The sequence below is a fragment of the Microbacterium sp. BWT-B31 genome (genome assembly GCF_041379855.1).
GTDB lineage: Bacteria > Actinomycetota > Actinomycetes > Actinomycetales > Microbacteriaceae > Microbacterium.
Map to the genome: position 1 here is coordinate 409,252 of NZ_JBFECU010000001.1, position 18,946 is coordinate 428,197.

An 18,946-nucleotide genomic window follows, 5' to 3' on the forward strand; every position below is an offset into this window, starting at 1 on the left:
GGCCGGTCAGGGCGCGAGGCCGCGCGCGGCCCACGCGACGGCGGTGACCGAGAACGGGCCGTCGGGCAGCGCGTTGCGCGCGATGGCGCGGACCCGCTCGCGATCGGCGGGATCGAGCGCGGCGAGCTGCTTGCCCGCGGGGGCGACGCCGAGCGTGTAGGGCGTCCACCAGTCGTCGAAACCGGCGAGCTCGAGGGTGACCGCCAGCTCGTCCTCGACGACGTCGAGGCAGCCGGCGCCGCGCAGCAGCGCGCCCAGTTCGCCCGCGTGGACTCCCAGGCGCTCAGACTCGTCGTCGAGGGCGGGCGCGACCTCGACGAGCGCGCGGAAGAACGCGGTGTGCGGTCCGCGGCCGCCGGCGAAGTCCCACACGCATGCGGCGACGACCCCGCCGGGGCGGGTGACGCGGGCCATCTCGCGGGCGCCGGCGGGGGCATCCGTCAGGAAATGCACCACCAGCTGCGCGAGCGTCGCCGCGAACGCGTGGTCGGCGAACGGCAGGTTCTCGGCCGTGCCGTGCCGCACGTCGGCCCACGGCAAGCGCGCGGATGCCGCGGCCACGAAGCTCTCAGACGGGTCGACGGCGGCGACCTCGGTCTCGCCGAGCCGGCGCGCGAGCACGGCCGTGAGGGCGCCCGGTCCCGAGCCGACGTCGAGGGCGCGTCCGGTCGCCGGCAGTGCCGCGAAATCGGCGAACACCTCGGCCAGCGGCTGGGAGTAGCGCCCCATGAACCGGTCGTACGCCTCGGCGGCGACGTCGAACGACATGGCGGCAGTGTAGGCCTGCGGCGGCGGGAAAGAGAGTCTTGCCTGGACAAGTACTTGATGTGATACAGTACTTGCCATGACACAGGACGACGCCTTCGCGGCCGACCTGCTGCGCGGGCACACCGACACGATCGTGCTGGGGGTGCTGCGACGGGCCGACAGCTACGGCTTCGAGATCTACAAGACGATTCGCGATGCCACCGGCGGCGAGCACGAGATCAAAGAAGCGACCCTCTACGCCACCTACCGCCGCCTCGAGAAGGACGGCCTCGTCGAGTCCTACTGGGGCGACGAGACGCAGGGCGGCCGGCGCAAGTACTACCGCATCACCGACGCCGGGCGCGCGGTGTACGCCTCGAACGTGGCCGCCTGGGTCGCCACCCGCCGCGTGATCGACTCCCTCCTCGACGTGAAAGCTCCCCGCAATGACTGAGAACACGCACATCCACCGCCTGCTCGACGAGGCCTTCGCCGGCGTCGAGATGACCCCCGACGCGCAGGACCTGAAAGAAGAGGTGCGCGCGAACCTCATGGCCCGCGCCGCCGAGATCCAGGCATCCGGTCGCTCGTCCGCCGACGCGGCACGCGAGGCGATCGCCGAACTCGGCGACGTGCGCGAACTGCTCGGCGAAGCGGATGCCGCCGCCCCGACCGCCCCCGGATGGGAGGCGCTCTCCCGTCGGCACCACGTGCGGCTCAAGCCCGGGTTCGTCGTGCGCGCCGTGGCGTGGTCGCTCGCGTTCGTCGTCGCAGTCACCGTGGCGATCCTCGGCGCGACGGGGGTGCTGCCTTTGGTGGTGGGCCCCGAGATCGGCCTGTTCGGCATGGCCTCGACCGCCCTCGGACTGCTGGTGGGCGACTCGCTCTCGCAAGAGACCTCGACCAACTACCCGATGCCCGACACGCGCGCGGCCTCGTACGCGGGGGCGACGTTCCTCGGGGCGTACGGCCTCGCCTTCGGCGGGCTGGTCGCCCTCGGCGCACTGCCGATCTGGGCGATCGTGTTCGCGGTGCTGGGGGTGGCGGCATCCGTCATCGTGTTCTCGTTCCTCGCCGCCACGCAGACCAATCGCCACAAGGCCTGGGTGCGGCAGGCGCAGACCGGCATGCCGCCGAACCGCTTCGAGCGCGAGCCCGAGGCCGCCGCGCGCTTCGGCATCTACACCGTCGTCATCTGGATCGTGTCGTTCGGCGCGGCCGTCGCGCTCGGCTTCACCGTCGGCTGGTGGTGGGCGGCGCTCGCGCTGCTGGGCGGGGTGGCCGTCATGATGCTCGTGCTCGCGCGGATGCTGTTCGGCCCCGAGAAGCGCTGAAGCCCGACCGCAGATCACCTCCTCAGAAAGAAGGGATGCCTCGCCATGCCCGAAAACGGTACACCGGCGATCGTCGCCGAAGACCTCGTGAAGGTCTACCCCGGCCGGGGCCGCCGCCCCGCGGTGCGAGCCCTGGACGGCCTCGGGTTCACGGTTCCCGCCGGTGGCGTATTCGGCCTGCTGGGCCCGAACGGAGCCGGAAAGTCCACCACGACGAAGATCCTCACGACGCTGTCGCATCCGACGAGCGGCACCGCGCGCGTCGCCGGGCACGAGGTGACCCGCGAGCCCGACGCGGTGCGCGCGGCGATCGGGTACGTGTCGCAGGGGGCGAGCACCGATCCGCTGCTGACCGCGCTCGAGAACCTCGAGATCGCCGCGCGGCTGCGGGGCGTCTCGGCGGGTGAAGCGCGCGGGCGCGCGCAGCGCCTGCTCGACCAGTTCGGGCTGGCCGAGGCCGCCCGCCGCCCGGTGTCGACCTTCTCGGGCGGCATGCGCCGCCGCCTCGACGTCGCCGCCGCGCTCGTGCACCGCCCGCGCGTGCTGTTCCTCGACGAGCCGACCACGGGCCTGGACCCCGAGGCGCGCGCGGCGATGTGGGCCGAGATCCGCCGGCTCGCCGGCGAGGAGCCTTCACCCGGTGAGGAAAGACAGCCCCTCACCGTCGTGCTGACGACCCACTACATGGAGGAGGCCGACCGGCTCGCCGACGAACTGCTGATCGTCAACCGCGGTCGTGCCGTCGTGCAAGGCACGCCCGCGAGCCTCAAGGCGGCGCTGCACGGAGACTCGCTGCGGGTGACGCTCATCGAACCGGATGCGGCGGCCGTGCGTGCGGCGGTCGCGGGCGTGCCCGGCCTGCGGGACGTCGTGGTCGAGGCATCCGGAGTCGACGGCGTGCTCGCCGCCCGCACCGACGACGCGTCGGCCGCCGTCGGTGCGGTGATCGGGGCGCTGGATGCCGCGGGCATCCGGTTCGGGCAGGTCGCGGCATCCCACCCCACCCTCGACGACGTGTATCTGCACTTCGTCGGCCACACGTTCGCAGAGGCAGGCGCACTGGCGGCGCCCGCCGACGCGGAAGGAGCAGCAGCATGATCCCCGCGACCGTCGCGCCCGAGCGCGCGGGCTGGTTCACGCAGACCGGACAGGTGCTGCGGCGCTGGCTCATCGTCATCGTGCGGCAGGTGTGGGGACCGGTGATGTCGCTCATCCAGCCGGTGATCTGGATCCTGCTGTTCGGGCAGGTGTTCCATTCGCTCGGCGCTCTGCCGCAGTTCGGCGGCGCGGGGTACATCGACTACCTCGTTCCCGGCATCCTCATGATGACCGTCCTCTACTCGGGCGCGTGGGCCGGAACGGGGTTCATCGACGACATCGCCTCGGGAGTGATGGACCAGTACCTGACCTCGCCGATCCACCGCTCGGCGATCATCACCGGGCAGCTCGCGCAGCAGCTGATCGTCAACCTCGCGCAGTCCCTCGTGGTGCTCGGGATCGGCTGGCTCGGCGGTGCGCGCTACCCGGGAGGCATCGGAGGCCTCGCCGTGGCGCTCGTCGTCGCAACCCTGCTCGCGACGATCTTCTGCTGCGCGTCGACCGCGGTCGCGCTCATCGCGCGCAGCCAGATCGCGCTCATCAGCCTGTCGCAGCTCATCGTGCTGCCGGCGACGTTCCTGTCGACCACGATGATGCCCGCTGCCCTCCTGCCCGACTGGGTGCAGGCGGTCGCCCGCGGCAACCCCATGACGTGGGCGGTCGAGCTCGGCCGCGGCGGCCTGACGGGGCAGTACCCGCCCGCGGGATGGCTGCAGGCGGCGGCACTGGTCGCGCTGGCGGTGCTCGCCTTCGCATGGGCGGTGCGCTCGATCCGCGCGTACCAGCGCAGCATCTGACGCGCTCGGCGCTGTCGGTCATCCGCGTAGGGTGGATCGGTGAGCAGCGCCGCACCCTCGAACGACCCCGTCCGTGCCATCGCCGACGCATACGTCGCCGAACTCGCTGAGCACGAGCCCGACGCCGCGCAGGCGGCGGGGCTCGAAGGCGCTGCGGTGCTGGCCGACCTCGGCCCCGAGTGGCTGCAGCGCAAGCACGAACTGCAGCGCGAGACGCTCGAAGCCCTCGACGCGCTTCCGGCGGGGGCGGGCGATCCGACGCTGCGCGCGGCCCTGCGCGAGCGCCTCGAGCGCGAACGGCTGCTGTTCGACACGGGCTTCACGCCGCGCCTGGTCGCCGGGCTCGCAACGCCGGTGCACCTCGTGCGCGGATCGTTCGAGGGCCTGACGGTGACCCCGGATGCCGCGGGCGCAGCCGTGCTCGCCCAGCTCGAGGCATCCGCCGCCGCCGTCGACCAGTACATCGCGAGCCTGCGCTGGGCGCGTGACAACGCGTCGCGGTTCACGGGGTCGGCAGTCGCGCCGGTGCGGCAGCTCGACACCCTCGCCGCGCAGGTCGAGTCGTGGGTCGCGAACGACTGGTTCGGGTCGATCCCGGTCGACGCGCGCGCGCATGCGGCCCGTGCGCGATCCGCCGCCGACGCGGTGAACGCCAGGCTCACGGCGCTCGTGGCCGTGCTGCGCGACGAGCTGCGGCCCGTCGCGCCCACGGTCGACGGGGTCGGCGAGGCGGTCTACACCGACATGGCGGCGGCGATGCTCGGGGCCCGCATCGACCTCGCCGACACGTACGCCTACGGGTGGTCCGAGCTGGAGCGACTCGTCGGCGAGGCCCGGGCGCTCGCGGCCGAGCTGGGCGGCACCGGCGATGATCCGGTGCGGTCCGCGGCATCCTTCCTCGATGATGACCCGCGCTACCGGCTCGAGGGGGTGCCGGTCATTCGCGAGTGGCTCGAGCAGCGCGTCGGCGAGACGATCGACGCGCTCGGCGACGCGTTCGACCTGCCGGCTTCGACGCGCACGGTCGAGTGCCTCGTGTCGGAGGCGGCGTCGGGCGTCGTGTACTACACGCCCGGCGCGCCCGACGGCTCGACCCCTGGGCGCATCGTGTGGACGATCCCGAGCGGCGTGCCCGTGGCCGCGTCGTGGCAGGAGGTCACCAGCGTTCACCACGAGGGGCTGCCCGGCCACCACCTGCAGTTCGTCGTGACGGCCTCGTACCCCGACCTGCACGCGTGGCAGCGGCACCTGTGCCACATCCACGGCTACGCCGAGGGATGGGCGCACTACGCCGAGCAGCTCGCCGACGAGCTCGGCCTCGTGCGCGACCCCGCCGAGCGGCTCGGGCTGATCCTCGGGCAGATCTGGCGGTCGGTGCGGATCGTCGCCGACATCGGGCTGCACACCGGGTGGGCGATCCCGGCGAACCCGCTCGTGGCCGAGACCGCGTGGACGCCCGAGCTGGCGAAGCGGATGCTGGTGGACTTCGCCCTCGTCGAGCCCACGCTCGCCGGGTTCGAGGTCGACCGCTACCTCGGCTGGCCCGGGCAGGCGCTCGCGTTCAAGGTCGGCGCGCGGCTGTGGAACGAGGCACGCGCCGCGCGCGCCGCCCAGCAGGGCGACGCCTTCTCGCTGCGCGCGTTCCACCGCGACGCGCTCGGGCTCGGCCCGATGGGCCTCGAGCCCCTGCGGGCGCTGCTGCTCGGCGCCGCTGGCTGAGCCCGGCGGGCGGGTCGAAGACGTGCGTTCTCGCCGAGACCGCACGTCGTCCGCGTCGGCAGCATGCGGTCTCGGCGAGAACGAGGTTTCTCGACGGGGTGCGGCGGGTGCGGGGGCGGGGGCGGGGCGGGGGAGGCGGGGCGCGGGGCGGGCGCGGCGGCTCAGCGCCGCAGCTGCGGCAGCACGGCCTCGCCGAGCAGGCGGATGCCCTCGGCCGCGTCGATGCCGTGCGGGGTGCCGAACTCGATGCGGTCGACGCCCGCGTCGATGAGCCGCTGCGCCTGCGCGGCAATGTCGTCCGGGTCGCCGGCGAACGCGAACAGGTCGAGCACGTCGCGCGGCACGAGGCGGCCGGCGCCCTCGTCGTCACCGTCGGCGAGCCGGGACCGGATCGCCGGCAGCAGATCCTCCGGCAGCCGGACCGTCGGGTCGAGCGCCGCGATCACATCGAGGTACATCGCGACCTCGCGCCGGGCGACCGACCGCGCGAGGTCGCCGTCGCGGTCTGTGACCGTCACCGCCCCCAGCACGACGCCCACCCTCCCCGGCGCGCGGCCTGCCCGCGCGAGCCCCGGCTCGAGCCGGGAACGCACGACGCCGACCATCGCCGGGTTCGCGCTGCCGCCCACCTTCAGCTCGTCGGCCAGCTCGCCGGCCAGCGCCATGCCGCGCTCGCCCCACGTGCCCAGCAGCAGCGGCGCCACCGGCCGCTCCACCGGGTACCGCAGCCGCACACCCGACTCGACGCGAAAGGCGCGGCCCGCGTAGCCCTCGCCCGACCCGCTCAGCAAGACCCGGATCACCCCGATCGCGTCGCGAAGACTCGTGAGCGGCCGGGATGGCTCGACCCCGATCGCCTCCAGCCACGACCCGCGGGCGAGACCGAGGTACGCGCGGCCGCGGGAGGCGGCATCCACCATCGCGAACTGCCCCGCGATCTCGTACGGGTGCAGCGTGAACGGGTTCCAGCAGGCGCACCCGAGCCGGATGCGCCTGGTCGCGTGCGCCATCTCGAGCAGGGCCGCGATCGGCGGCTGGTACAGCAGGTCGCTGAAGACGCTCACGCCGTCGAAGCCCAGGTCCTCGGCGAGCGTGGCGAGCCGGGCGTACGCGCCGACGGGCTTGTCGGTCTGCAGACCGAGCGAGACGGCCACGCTCACGTGAGGTCCTCGGTGCGCATCGAGCGGATGCCCCGCCTCTCGATGCGCATGATGAGGCGTTCCTCGGGATCGGGGCATGCGACCAGCGCGTCGCGCTCGAGCCAGTCGCCGTCGGGGAGCTTGCGCTGCTTGGCAGGCAGCAGCGGCAGCGCCGCCTGCAGCGCGTACACGCAGAAGTGGCCGCCGTCGGGCAGGCACAGGCGGCTCGACTCGACCAGGTCGATGTGGTCGCCGACCTTCATGCCGCACACCGACCGGCCCTCGATGCGATCGACCACGATGCGCAGGTCGTAGAGCTCAGTGACCGCGTCGCCGGGGCCGGCCGGAACGTCGCTCATCGCGCCCTCCCGAGGTCGTCGCGCACCACGACTCCGCCCTTCATGACGAGGTCGATCCCGCGCAGGGCCGAGACGTCGGCCGTGGGGTCGGACGGCGTGACGACGAGGTCGGCGAACCGGCCGGGCGCGAGCACGCCGACCGTGTCGTCGGCGCCGAGCCAGCGCGCCGGCGCGCTCGTCGCGGCGACGACGGCGGCGGATGCCGCGAGCCCGCCGGCCTGCATGTGCTCAAGCTCTCGCACCACCGCGGTGGTGCCCTCGAAGTCCCAGTAGGGCGGCATGTCGCTGCCCAGCAGCACCTCGACGCCCGCCTCGAGGGCGTAGGCGAAGGACTGCAGATGACGCGCACCCGCACCCAGCGAGCGCTCCTGCATCCAGCGCGGCACGCCGAGGTCGTCGAAGAACGCCTGCGCGCGCGTCACGACGAGGGTCGGCACGAGCGCGGTGCCGCGCTCGGCCATGAGCCGTGAAACCTCGGGCGTCAGTTCATACCCGTGCTCGACGCAGTCCAGGCCCAGTTCGACCGCCTCGGCGATCACCGCGGACGGACCGGCGTGCGCTGTGACTCTGCGCCCCCACGCGTGCGCGGTCTCGATCGCGGCGGCCATCTCGGCGCGCGAGAGCTGCGCGGTGGTGATCTCTTCGTGTTCGCCGGCGATGCCGCCCGAGATCATGAGCTTGATGAGGTCGGCCCCGAGCTTGATCTGGCTGCGCACCCCGCGGGCGAAGGCATCCGCCCCATCGCATTCGATCGTGTCGTCGGAGTCGTGCCCGTGCCCGCCCGTGCAGCACAGCGCCTTGCCGGCGGTGAAGATGCGCGGACCGGGCACCTTGCCGTCTGCGATCGCGGTGCGCAGCGCGAAGTCCGCGCCGCCCTTCTCGGCGACGCAGCGCACGGTCGTGACACCCGACAGCAGCGTGCGCCGCGCCGTGTCGGCCATGTGCAGCGCGAGCTCGTGTGGGTTCAGCGCGCTCACCGCGTCGCCGCCGGGGCCGGGCAGCGACAGCGAGAAGTGCGTGTGCATGTTGATGAGCCCGGGCATGACGTGCGCGCCGCCGAGGTCGAGGTGGCGGGCGCTCGCAGCGCCGAGGGCGGATGCCTCGGCCTCGCGCACGATCGCCGCGATCACGCCGTCCTCCACGACGATCGCGAGCCCGTCCTGCGGGCGGGGCTCGACCCCGTCGATGAGTCGCAGGTTCGTCAGGACCACGCTTGCGCTCGTCGGCAGGTGCCCGGGTGCTCCGCTCACGGTGCTCCTTGCGTTTCGACGGGTCTCTCGAGTCCCTGCAAGCGTACGACCCCCGCCCGAGACCGGGACGAGGCGTTCAGGCGAGGGCGTCCACGATCGGGCGGTGTCTCGATACACGCGCTGCGCGCGCATTCGACAACCGCCTCGGCTCGGTGTGTCATGCCAGGGCGTCCACGATCGGGCGGTGTCTCGATGCACGCGCTGCGCGCGCACTCGACAACCGCCTCGGCTCGGTGTGTCATGCCAGGGCGTCCACGATCGGGCGGTGTCTCGATGCACGCGCTGCGCGCGCACTCGACAACCGCCTCGGCTCGGTGTGTCATGCCAGCGCGTCCACGATCGGTCGGAACTTCACGCGCGTCTCGATCAGCTCGGTCTCGGGGTCGCTGCCCGCGACGATCCCTGCACCGGCGTGGGCGACGACCGGAATCGTGTCGCTGTACTCCGCGTATCGCCGCGCGGGCGCCGCTCCGATCTGCGCGCAGCGCAGCGCGATCGCCCACTCGCCGTCGCCGGAGGCGTCGACCCACCCGACCGGCCCGGCGTAGCGGCCGCGGTCGAACGGCTCGAGGCGGCGGATGACCTCGATCGCGGCATCCGTCGGCGTGCCCGCCACCGCGGCGGTCGGATGCAGCGCCGCGACGAGGTCGAGAGACGACGCGTGGTCGTGCAGCTCGCCGGCGATGTCGGTGGCCAGGTGCCACAGGTTGGGAAGCTCCAGCGTGAACGGCTCGTCGTCGGCGCGCAGCGACCGCGCATGCGGGGCGAGCGCGTCCAGCACGCTCTGCACCGCGAAGCGGTGCTCGTTGCCGTCCTTGTCGCTGTGGGCGAGGGCGTCGGATGCGTGCGCGTCGTCGTCGGCGTCGGCCCCGCGCGGGATCGTCCCGGCGAGCACGCGCGCGGTGACGCTGCCGCCCGACACCGTGACCAGGGTCTCGGGGCTCGCGCCGACCAGCCCGTCGACGGCGAAGGTCCACGTGTCGGGGTATCCGTCCGACAGCGCCCGCACGAGGCGGCGGAGGTCGGATTCGGCGGGGATCGTGCCGACCAGGTCGCGCGCGAGCACGACCTTCTCGACCTCGCCCGCGGCGATCGCGTCGAGGGCCGCGCGCACGGCGGCCTGGTAGCCGGCCGGGTCGAGGGCTCCGGGCCCCAGGGTGCCCGACCAGTACGGGCCGTAGGGCACGGGCTCGATCGCCGGCTGCGGCAGGTCTGCGGCGGTCCAGCGGATGCGGGTGACCCACGAACGCCCCTGGTGCCGGCCGATGATCGCGCGCGGCACCATGAGGCGGCTCGTAGCAGATGAGCGCTCGTCGAACGACAGCGTGCCGAACGCGACGAGGCCGGTGCCTGGAAGGCCCAGGGGGTCATCGATCTCGGCATCCGCCGTGATCTGCCGCCACGTGTCGGCGGCCGACGGCAGCCGCGCCAGGTCGATGCCGGGCGGAAGGTGCGGGCCGCGTTCGTATCCGCCGACGTACCCGACGCCCACGATCCCGTCGCCGCGGCGCAGCCACGCGAGGGGCTCCCGGGGGTCGGCGAACGCGAGGAGGTCCTCGACCGGATCGATCTCGCGGGTTTCGACCACCAGGTGCGGTGGGCGGTTCGGGTCGATCACCCCTCCAGCCTACGACTGCGCGCCGGGCGTCCTCCTCTCGCACGCATCGGCCGCGTGCGGATGCGTCGGTCTCCCACGGGGCAAGTCCCGCGCGTGTGAGCCCCCCGTGCGGATGCGTCGAGTACGCGGTGTCTCGCCGAGCAACCACGCTGTTCCCGTGGACGACGTGCGGTCTCGGCGAGTACGCGGTGTCTCGCCGAGCAACCATGCTGGTCCCGTGGACGACGTGCGGATGCGTCGGTCTCCCGCGCGTGCGAGCCCCGTGCGGATGCGTCGAGTACGCGGTGTCTCGCCGAGCAACCACGCTGTTCCCGTGGACGACGTGCGGTCTCGGCGAGTACGCGGTGTCTCGCCGAGGCTGGCGGGGCGGATGCCGGTGCCGAGGCATCCGCCGCCGTCTTAAGCTGAACGGATGAGTGCTCCCCAGCGTCCGGCCCCCGGCACGCCCCTGCGGTTCCGCTGGCGCAAGTGGGACGGCGGGCCGCACTGGACTCACGAATGCGTGTACCTGGGCAGCGACCGATGGGGAGACTGGTTCGGCCAGCCCGCGGGCGGGCGCAGCCACCGCCCCGGACGGGACTTCCCGGCGCCCGGGCCGAGCGTGAGGCTCCTGCCGCCGAGCGGCGACTACGCGCTCACGCACAACGAGGCGCCCCCGGCGACGTACCACATCTACATCGACCTCGCGTGGGACCTGCGCTGGCAGGACGGCGAGCCCACCGGCATCGACATGGACCTCGACGTCGTGTGGGCCATCGACGAGCGCGGCATCTTCATCGACGACCGCGACGAGTGGGACGAGCACCGTGTGCAGTACGGGTATCCCCTCGACATCGTGCAGCACCTCGAGGGTCTCGCGGCCGACCTCGAGCGCCGCGTGCGCGCCGAGGAGGCGCCGTTCGACCCGGCGACGGCGGCGCACTGGCTCGGCGTGCTGGCCGGTCTCACCCAGCCCTGAGCTGTTCGCACCCACTCGTCGCTCGCTCGCACGCGACCGCGAGCGGCGACCACCGGGCGCTCACCCGTAGACTCGACGGGTGAGCCCGACCGATCACGAGCCCAACCGCGCCGATCTGCACAAGGATCCGGCGCGGGTGAGCGGAATGTTCGACCAGGTCGCCCGCGGCTACGACCGCACCAACACGGTCCTCAGCCTGGGCAACGACCAGCTGTGGCGGGTCGCGACCACGCGTGCGGTCGCTCCGCGGCCGGGTGAGCGCATCCTCGATCTGGCGGCGGGCACCGGCGCGTCGAGCGTGTCGCTGGCCAGGTCGGGCGCGAAGGTCGTCGCGGCCGACTTCTCGCCGGGCATGATCGCCGAGGGGCGGCGCCGCTATGGGCCGACGGCGCCGGGTGGCGGCATCCGTAATCTCTCTTTCGTCGAAGCGGATGCCACGGCCCTGCCGTTCGCGGACGACGAGTTCGACGCCGTGACGATGTCGTTCGGCCTGCGCAACGTCCACGACCCGAAGAAGGCGCTGAGCGAACTGCTGCGGGTCGCCAAGCCCGGCGGACGCATCGTGATCTGCGAGTTCTCGCACCCGCCGTCACGCGCCTTCAACGGGCTGTACCGCTTCTACAACGACCGCATCCTGCCGGTCGTCGCCCGGACCGTCAGCTCGAACGCCGACGCGTACGACTACCTCAACGAGTCGATCAAGGACTGGCCCGATCAGGCGACGCTGGCCCGCTGGATCCGTCAGGCCGGGTGGTCGCGCGTCGAGTACCGCAACCTGTCGCTCGGGATCGTGGCGCTTCATCGGGCCATCAAGCCCGCCGATGCCGGCGATGCCGCCGGGGCGGATGGGTAGGCTGGTGCGGTGACCCCGTCAGTGCCGGGCTCGCGCATCGCGAGCAATCTGGGCCTCAGCGACCGCATCTTCGCGGGACCGCGGTCTCGTCGGCTGCTGGCGACCGTGGAATCCGGGCTCGAACTCGTCGACGAGTGCCTGCGCACCGAACTGCACGTGACCGACGCGCTTGCCGACGCGACCAGTCGCTACCTGTTCGACGCGGGCGGCAAGCGCGTGCGCCCGATGCTGGCGCTGCTGACCGCGCAGCTCGGCGAGGGCACGAACCGGGGCGTGGTCGAGGCGGCCACCGCGCTCGAGCTCACCCACCTCGGCTCGCTCTACCACGACGACGTGATGGATGCCGCGGACCGCCGCCGCGGAGTCCCCAGCGCCCACTCGGTGTGGGGCAACAACGTCGCGATCCTCACCGGCGACCTGCTGTTCTCGCGTGCGAGCCAACTCATGGCGCGCAACGGCGACCGGGCGATCAAGCTGCAGGCAGACACCTTCGAGCGATTGGTTCTCGGGCAGATGCACGAGACCGTCGGCGCCCAGGAGGGCGACGACCCGGTCGACTTCTACCTGCAGGTGCTCGCCGACAAGACGGGCTCGCTCATCGCCGCCGCCGCGCAGGCAGGGGCGATCTTCGCCCACGCGCCGGCCGAGTCGGTCGAGGCGGTGCGGGTGTTCGGTGAGAAGGCGGGCGTGGCGTTCCAGCTGATCGACGACGTGATCGACCTGTCGGCCGACCCCGACCAGACCGGCAAGGTGCCCGGCACCGACCTGCGCGCGGGCGTTCCCACCATGCCGTACCTGCTGCTCGGGCGCGCCGACGATCCCTCGTCGCGCGCGCTGCACGCGCGGATCGACGCGGGCGTCGCCGAGATCGCCGAGGGGGCCGACCCCGTCATTCTCGATGACGACCTCGCGCTGCTGCGCGACCACGCCGCCACCGACGCGACGCGCGAGCTCGCCGAGCAGTGGTCGCGCGACGCGGTCGACGCCCTCGCGCCGCTTCCCGACGGCGCCGTGCGCGACGCGCTCACGCGCTTCGCGCAGGCCGTCGCCGACCGCTCCAGCTAGCCGCACACGCGTTTCGTCTCGCTTCGCTCGCTCAACGACCGGTTCGCAGGTGAGCCCGGCGGACTCCCGAGAGTAAGGACCATCCATGACCAAGCTGCGACTCGCCATCGTCGGGGCAGGGCCTGCGGGCATCTACGCCGCCGACATCCTGCTGAAGGCCGAGCGCAAGTTCGACGTCTCGATCGACCTGTTCGAGCACCTGCCCGCGCCGTATGGTCTCGTCCGCTACGGCGTCGCCCCCGACCACCCGCGTATCAAGGGCATCATCACGGCGCTGCGCGAGGTGCTCGACCGCGGCGACATCCGCCTGTTCGGCAACGTGCGCTTCGGCGAGGACATCACCCTCGACGACCTGAAGCGTCACTACCACGCCGTCATCTTCGCGACCGGAGCGATCCGCGACTCCGGCCTCGACATCCCCGGCATCGACGCCGAAGGCTCGTACGGCGCGGCCGATTTCGTGAGCTGGTTCGACGGGCACCCGGACGTTCCCCGCGAGTGGCCGCTGGAGGCGGCATCCGTGGCGGTCATCGGCAACGGCAACGTCGCCCTCGACGTGTCGCGCATGCTCGCCAAGCACGCCGACGACCTGCTGCCCACCGAGATCCCCGACAACGTCTACCAGGGCCTGAAGGCCTCGCCGGTCACCGACGTGCACGTGTTCGGGCGCCGCGGACCGGCGCAGGTGAAGTTCACGCCGCTCGAGCTGCGCGAACTCGGAGAATTGCGCGACGTCGACATGGTCGTCTACGACGAGGACTTCGACTACGACGACGCGTCCCGCGACGCGATCGCCAGCAACAAGCAGGTCATGGTGATCGACCGGGTGCTGCAGTCATGGCGGGGGCGCGACTCGGTGAACAACGCCGGCGGCACGGCGTCACGCCGCCTGCACCTGCACTTCTACGCCAAGCCCGTCGAGGTGAAGAAGGATGCCGCAGGCCGCGTGTCGGCGCTGGTGTACGAGCGCACGCGTCCCGACGCGCATGGCGGGGTCGTCGGCACCGGCGAGCTGCGCGAGGTGCCGATCCAGGCGCTGTATCGCGCGGTCGGCTACTTCGGCTCGCCCCTGCCCGGCGTTCCCTTCGACGAGCGTCACGGCGTGATCCCCAACCACGAGGGCCAGGCGCTGCATCAGCAGAACAACGAGCGCGTGCCGGGCGTCTACGCGACCGGCTGGATCAAGCGCGGTCCGGTCGGACTCATCGGGCACACCAAGTCCGACGCGATGGAGACGATCCGGCACCTCATCAACGACCAGGGGTCGTGGTGGCAGCCGACCGATCCGTCGGAGGAGTCCATCGTCGCGCTGCTCGCCGAGCGCGGCGTGGAGTGGACGAACCTCGAGGGATGGCACCGCCTCGACGCGCACGAGATCGCCCTCGGCGCGGCCCACGAGCGTGCCCGCATCAAGGTCGTGCCCCGCGACGAGATGGTGCAGATCTCCCGCGGGGAGTAGCCGGCGGGCGCGGGCCCGCCCCGCCGTTGTCCCGCGCCGCTGAGCCATGCGTCACTCGAGGGCGGCACGCAGCGAGGCGAGCACTCGCACGGCATCGGCCTCGCGCTGAGCGCTGCTGGCGGCATCCCAGACGAGGACGAAGGCATCGTGACCGTGGACCGGTGCCGTGACGATCAGCGAGTAGGCTCCGTCGAGGCTTCCGGTTTTCAGCCCGTCGACGCCGTCGACGCCCAGGAGCGGATTGGTGTTGGGGATCGGCGATCCGTCCACCGCGGTGGCCACCTTCGTGCCTGCGATCTCTGAGACCACGGGATGCTCGTGCGCGATGCGCGCGATCCGCAGGATGTCGGAGACAGTGGTCGTGTTGGCGGCGTCCATGCCGACGGGGTCGACGACATGCGTGTCGGTCAGATCGTGCTGCGCGAGCCACGTTTCGGTCGCCCCGAGAAACGCGTCGACCGAGCCGAAAGTCCGGGTGACGAGCATCTCGGTGTAGTCGGCAGCCGACCCCACGAGCATCATCTCCAACGCCTCGCGTTGCGAGAGCGGAGCGCCTTCGACGACGGGAGCCGTCTGCAGTCCTTGATCTGCGAGGGCGTGACTGCGGGCGATGTCAGCCGCCTCTATGGGATAGATCCATCCGGTGTCGGTGGGACCGATCGGATCATGAGCGAGCACCACCAGGGCCGTGATGAGTTTGGTGAGGCTCGCGGACTGCAGGGGGGCGTCCGGGGCGGGACCGCTTGTCACGATGTCACCCTGCAACCCGACGGCGGCCCGCGATCCGGAGGGCCACGAGATTCGTGTCTTCCAGTCGTCCGACACGCGCACCGTGCTGAGAGCGCCCACGACGAGAGCGATCCCCACTCCGAGAGCAAGGATCGAGCTGGCCGTCAGGAGGAGTCGAGAGCGTGTACGCACGCGCCCGCCGTCTGGGTGCCGTCTGGTCATCTGTGCACTCTCCGAGATGCGAATACCAAGGTGCTTCGGTACCAGCATCAGGGGCCCCGCTCCTCCCGAAGCCCCTGAGCCGCGCCCCGCCCGTCCGAGGATTCCGGAAATTCCGTCGGTCGCTGAAACGGGACACCGGACGTCCGACTTTTCCGAGGATTCCGAATCAGGCGATCTCGTAACGCCCCGCCAAGGGCAGTTCGCTAGCTTGACCGAAACCCCGCCGGCCGCATTAGGCCGCGGGGTACTGGGGAACCGGGGTACTGGGGAACGAAGCCGCAAGACTTCTTAGGGGGAAGCATGTCATCTGTCGTGGGCTCTTTTGCGCGTCGGTCGGTCGCCGCGCTCGTCGCCTTCACGGTCGCGATCGGCGTCGGTTGGGCGGCGCCCGCGTCCGCGGCTCCGGCACCCGCAGAGGGATCGATCTCGGGCACGGTGACGGATGCCGCGACCGGCGCGCCTCTGGAAGGGGTGCGGGTCACGGTGATCGACGACGCCGGCGCCGAGAGCGCGGCAGTGACCACCGGCTCGACGGGAGGCTACACCGCGACCGGGCTCGCGCCTGGCGCGTTCCGCGTGCTGTTCTCCGCCGACGCCGGCTACGACCCGTCGTACTGGCCGGGCAGGAGCGGCATCGCGGCGGCAGAGGCGGTGACCCTTGCTGCAGGAGAGAGTCAGGTCGGCATCGACGCCGCCCTGACCGCGACTGACGGCGCCGGGGCGCCCCCCACCGCGCCGGCTGCGGCAGAGACCGGCGGCGATCCGTCGGGAGTCGCCGCGACCGCCGCCGCCGGTGACGATTCGCGGGCGGTCGCGGACGCGCCAGGGGATGAGGACAGTCCCACCTCGGCGTCTTCGCGCGCCGGTGCCGCAGTGGGGACGCGATCGGCGATCGCGGCGGAGGCAGAAGAGCTCGACTCCGGATCGATCACGGGGACGGTCACCGTCGAGCGCACCGGCGCACCGCTGGCGGGGGTGTCGGTGTCGGCATCGGGCGCGGGCTATGCGATGGCGACGACGGCCGCCGACGGGACGTACGCGCTCTCGGGTCTGGCGCCCGGCGAGTACCGCGTGTACTTCTCCGCCCAACCCGCAAGCGGCCTCGTGAACGAGTACTGGCCGAACACGCATGACTACTTCGCCGCGACTGCGGTCACTGTCGCGGCGGGCGCATCCATCCCGGGCATCGACGCCTCACTGGTGGCCAGTGCATCGATCGCGGGGCAGGTCGACAACTACCAGGCGTCGATCGAGAACGGTCTCACGGTGACGGCCTACTCGATCAACGATGCCGGAGGTCGACTGTGGGCAGCTCAAGCCACTGCCGATGACGCCGACGGCAGCTATGTGCTGACCGGTCTGGCACCGGGGGAGTATGTCCTGGAGGCGGATCCGTGGGGAGCCGTGAACCCCGCAGCGGCGCAGTATTACCCTGGAGCGCCCACGCTCGATCAGGCTGAGCGCATCGTTGTCGCCGACGGAGATGCGCTCACGGGCTATGACTTCACCCTCCACACCGGTGTGAGGGTGAACGGAACTCTCTCGTTCAACGGCTCCACGCCGTCGAGTGCATTCGCCACGGCGTACCGGTGGAGCGGAGACTCCTGGGAAGTGGTGCGGCGCATCACGGCGCAGGGCGACTACTCGTTCAGCGAGTGGTTCACGCCCGGCAAGACATCGCTCCCTGCCGGCACGTACACCGTCGGGTTCGAGGCGGCCGGCTACTGCTCGCAGTACTGGAACGACAAAGCCACGCTCGCGGGTGCCGATTCCTTCACCCCGGAGGTCGGAATGTCGCAGGACGCCGTCGACGCGACGCTGCGCCCGGGATGCGACGGCTCGGTCACACCCGTGCCGACCCCGTCGGTCGCGTCCGGGGCCGTGGACGGCGAACTGCGCCTGTGGGTCGAGGGGGCCGGTGAGCTCGACGGCTGGTTCGTGCGGGTGGTCGGAGGAGACGGCGAGGGAGCAGCGACCGTCGTCGACGACATCCCGCTCACACTCGCTCGACAGGAGATTCCCGTCACCCAGCCGGGGCTCTATGCCGTCGCCGCGCACCACCCTGCGACCGGGCTGTCCGTCTCTGCGGGGGACCATGTGGTCGTGGCCGCCCCGATCATCTCGGGCGACACGGCAGCCGGGAGTGTGCTGACCGCCTCCGCGGGAGTCGTGAACACCGACCTCGTCACGCTGGCATACCACTGGGCCGTCGCGGGGACCCCGGTGCCCGGAGCGACGGGCCAGACCTTCGTTCCGGGCGCGACCGAGGTCGGCAAGACCGTCACGGTGACAGTGACGGGATCGACGCCGGGCCTGCCATCGCGATCAGCGACCAGCACGCCGTTTGGTCCGATCACCGCCGCCGAACTGCTCCCTCTCGCGGTGGGATCGCCGCAGATCACCGGTACGCCTCAGGTCGGCGAGCAACTCACCGTGCACCCCGGGACCTGGGGCCCGGCTCCCGTCACGCTGACGTATCAGTGGCTCGTCGGCGACGAGCCCGTGCCGGGGGCCGAGGGTGCGACGTTCACCCCTGATGCGGACGCCGTGGGCAAGACGGTGCGGGCTGTCGTGCTCGGCGCCAAGCCCGGATACGACTCCGCGTCGGTGGCTTCACCGCAAATCGGACCCATCGCGCCGGGGGACCTGATCACGGCGGTGCCGACGATCTCGGGCACGCCCCGGGTCGGCGATCCGCTGAGAGCGGATGCCGGGGAGTGGGGACCGGACTCGGTCGAGCTCTCGTACCAGTGGCTGGTCGACGGCGAGCCGGTCGGAGGGGCGACCGGTGAGACGTTCACCCCGGATGTCGACCACCTCAGCAAGCCGATCACCGTCGTGGTCACGGGCACCAAGCCCGGGTACGCCCAGGCGGTCGAGACCAGCGCGGCGACGTCCCGGGTGGCGGCGGGGAACCTCTCCGTCAGCGACCCGCGGATCGTCGGCAAGGCGCGCGTCGGGGTGGAGGCGATCGTCGACGCATCCGGCTGGGGGCCGAGACCAGTGGCCCTCGTCTACCAGTGGCTGGCTGACGGTCTGCCGATCAAAGATGCGGTTGCAGACCGGTTCACGCCTGACGCGAGCCTTGTCGGCGCCGTTCTCAGCGTGTCGGTGTCGGCGACCAAGCCAGGGTTCGACTCGGTCGAGCGCACCATCGTCGTCGGCGAGGTTCCGCCCTCCGTGACCGTCTCCGCATCGCGCGCTCAGCGCGGCGAAGAGATCGTCGTGTCCGGTCAGTACTTCCTCCCCGGCGAAGCGGTGCTGCTGGAGCTGCACTCCGAACCGATCGAGCTGGGAACCTTGGTCGCCGACGATGAGGGAGCGTTCACGACCGCTGTGACCATTGCGCAGAATGCCGAGATCGGCGCGCATGATGTCGTCGCCACAGGCCTGGAGTCGGACCTCGTCGGATCCGCCCCGCTTGAGGTGTACGACCTCGCGGCGACGTCGGCCGTGGCAGGACCGTCGACCGGAGGCGGCTCGGGCAGTCTGCCCGTGACCGGTGGGGGGCTGCCGGTGGTGGCGTTGTCGTTCGGAATCGTGCTCATCGCACTGGGCAGTGTGATCGCCTGGCGTCGGCGAGTGCTCAGCTGACGCAC

At 71.8% G+C, this 18,946-nt stretch carries 16 protein-coding genes; 10 read left to right on the top strand and 6 right to left on the bottom strand.

Annotation, left to right across the window (positions count from 1 at the left end; genetic code table 11):
* Positions 1-6: 6 nt before the first annotated feature.
* Entirely contained in the window at positions 7-768 is a 762-nt protein-coding gene (locus AB1K54_RS01765; protein WP_371200971.1) for a class I SAM-dependent methyltransferase, read from the bottom strand.
* A gap of 76 nt (positions 769-844) precedes the next feature.
* Between AB1K54_RS01765 and AB1K54_RS01770 the strand changes: the two genes are divergently transcribed.
* From AB1K54_RS01770 to AB1K54_RS01790, 5 genes are read left to right on the top strand one after another with little or no spacing between them, the layout of a single operon-like run.
* Positions 845-1,201 carry a PadR family transcriptional regulator gene (locus tag AB1K54_RS01770; RefSeq protein ID WP_371200972.1) on the top strand — a complete coding sequence of 119 codons (357 nt, stop codon included), beginning with the start codon at positions 845-847 and terminating at the stop codon, positions 1,199-1,201.
* Entirely contained in the window at positions 1,194-2,081 is an 888-nt protein-coding gene (locus AB1K54_RS01775) for a permease prefix domain 1-containing protein (protein WP_371200973.1), read from the top strand. The genes AB1K54_RS01770 and AB1K54_RS01775 overlap by 8 nt, the downstream gene beginning before the upstream one ends.
* A gap of 45 nt (positions 2,082-2,126) precedes the next feature.
* The gene (locus tag AB1K54_RS01780; protein ID WP_371200974.1) at positions 2,127-3,179 is read left to right on the top strand and encodes an ABC transporter ATP-binding protein; all 1,053 of its coding nucleotides are present in this window, start codon (positions 2,127-2,129) and stop codon (positions 3,177-3,179) included.
* Positions 3,176-3,976 carry an ABC transporter permease gene (locus tag AB1K54_RS01785; RefSeq protein WP_371200975.1) on the top strand — a complete coding sequence of 267 codons (801 nt, stop codon included), beginning with the start codon at positions 3,176-3,178 and terminating at the stop codon, positions 3,974-3,976. The genes AB1K54_RS01780 and AB1K54_RS01785 overlap by 4 nt, the downstream gene beginning before the upstream one ends.
* A gap of 39 nt (positions 3,977-4,015) precedes the next feature.
* The gene (locus AB1K54_RS01790; protein ID WP_371200976.1) at positions 4,016-5,695 is read left to right on the top strand and encodes a DUF885 domain-containing protein; all 1,680 of its coding nucleotides are present in this window, start codon (positions 4,016-4,018) and stop codon (positions 5,693-5,695) included.
* A 161-nt stretch (positions 5,696-5,856) separates the two neighbouring features.
* On the opposite strand, the gene AB1K54_RS01795 is transcribed toward AB1K54_RS01790, so the two are convergent.
* From AB1K54_RS01795 to AB1K54_RS01810, 4 genes are all read right to left on the bottom strand, one after another.
* Positions 5,857-6,855 carry an LLM class flavin-dependent oxidoreductase gene (locus tag AB1K54_RS01795; protein WP_371200977.1) on the bottom strand — a complete coding sequence of 333 codons (999 nt, stop codon included), beginning with the start codon at positions 6,853-6,855 and terminating at the stop codon, positions 5,857-5,859.
* Entirely contained in the window at positions 6,852-7,193 is a 342-nt protein-coding gene (locus AB1K54_RS01800) for a TIGR04076 family protein (RefSeq protein ID WP_371200978.1), read from the bottom strand. Before AB1K54_RS01800 ends, AB1K54_RS01795 begins: the two co-directional genes overlap by 4 nt.
* Entirely contained in the window at positions 7,190-8,443 is a 1,254-nt protein-coding gene (locus AB1K54_RS01805) for an amidohydrolase family protein (protein WP_371200979.1), read from the bottom strand. The genes AB1K54_RS01800 and AB1K54_RS01805 overlap by 4 nt, the downstream gene beginning before the upstream one ends.
* Positions 8,444-8,762: 319 nt before the next feature.
* Entirely contained in the window at positions 8,763-10,058 is a 1,296-nt protein-coding gene (locus tag AB1K54_RS01810) for an isochorismate synthase MenF (RefSeq protein ID WP_371201157.1), read from the bottom strand.
* A 415-nt stretch (positions 10,059-10,473) separates the two neighbouring features.
* On the opposite strand from AB1K54_RS01810, the gene AB1K54_RS01815 reads away from it, so the two are divergent.
* The 4 genes from AB1K54_RS01815 to AB1K54_RS01830 all read left to right on the top strand — a co-directional run bounded on the left by AB1K54_RS01815 (position 10,474) and on the right by AB1K54_RS01830 (position 14,396).
* A complete protein-coding gene (locus tag AB1K54_RS01815) occupies positions 10,474-11,019 on the top strand; it encodes a DUF402 domain-containing protein (protein ID WP_371200980.1) in 546 nt (181 codons plus the stop codon).
* 79 nt (positions 11,020-11,098) lie between these two features.
* Positions 11,099-11,872, top strand: a complete 774-nt coding sequence (locus AB1K54_RS01820) for a demethylmenaquinone methyltransferase (protein ID WP_371200981.1) — start codon at positions 11,099-11,101, stop codon at positions 11,870-11,872.
* A 9-nt stretch (positions 11,873-11,881) separates the two neighbouring features.
* A complete protein-coding gene (locus tag AB1K54_RS01825) occupies positions 11,882-12,937 on the top strand; it encodes a polyprenyl synthetase family protein (protein ID WP_371200982.1) in 1,056 nt (351 codons plus the stop codon).
* A gap of 85 nt (positions 12,938-13,022) precedes the next feature.
* The gene (locus AB1K54_RS01830; RefSeq protein ID WP_371200983.1) at positions 13,023-14,396 is read left to right on the top strand and encodes an FAD-dependent oxidoreductase; all 1,374 of its coding nucleotides are present in this window, start codon (positions 13,023-13,025) and stop codon (positions 14,394-14,396) included.
* Between the two features lie 51 nt (positions 14,397-14,447).
* Here AB1K54_RS01830 and AB1K54_RS01835 read toward each other — a convergent pair whose 3' ends face one another.
* Positions 14,448-15,263, bottom strand: coding sequence for a D-alanyl-D-alanine carboxypeptidase family protein (locus AB1K54_RS01835; RefSeq protein WP_371200984.1), 816 nt, complete (start codon positions 15,261-15,263; stop codon positions 14,448-14,450).
* A 384-nt stretch (positions 15,264-15,647) separates the two neighbouring features.
* Between AB1K54_RS01835 and AB1K54_RS01840 the strand changes: the two genes are divergently transcribed.
* Entirely contained in the window at positions 15,648-18,941 is a 3,294-nt protein-coding gene (locus tag AB1K54_RS01840) for a carboxypeptidase regulatory-like domain-containing protein (RefSeq protein ID WP_371200985.1), read from the top strand.
* Positions 18,942-18,946: the final 5 nt, after the last annotated feature.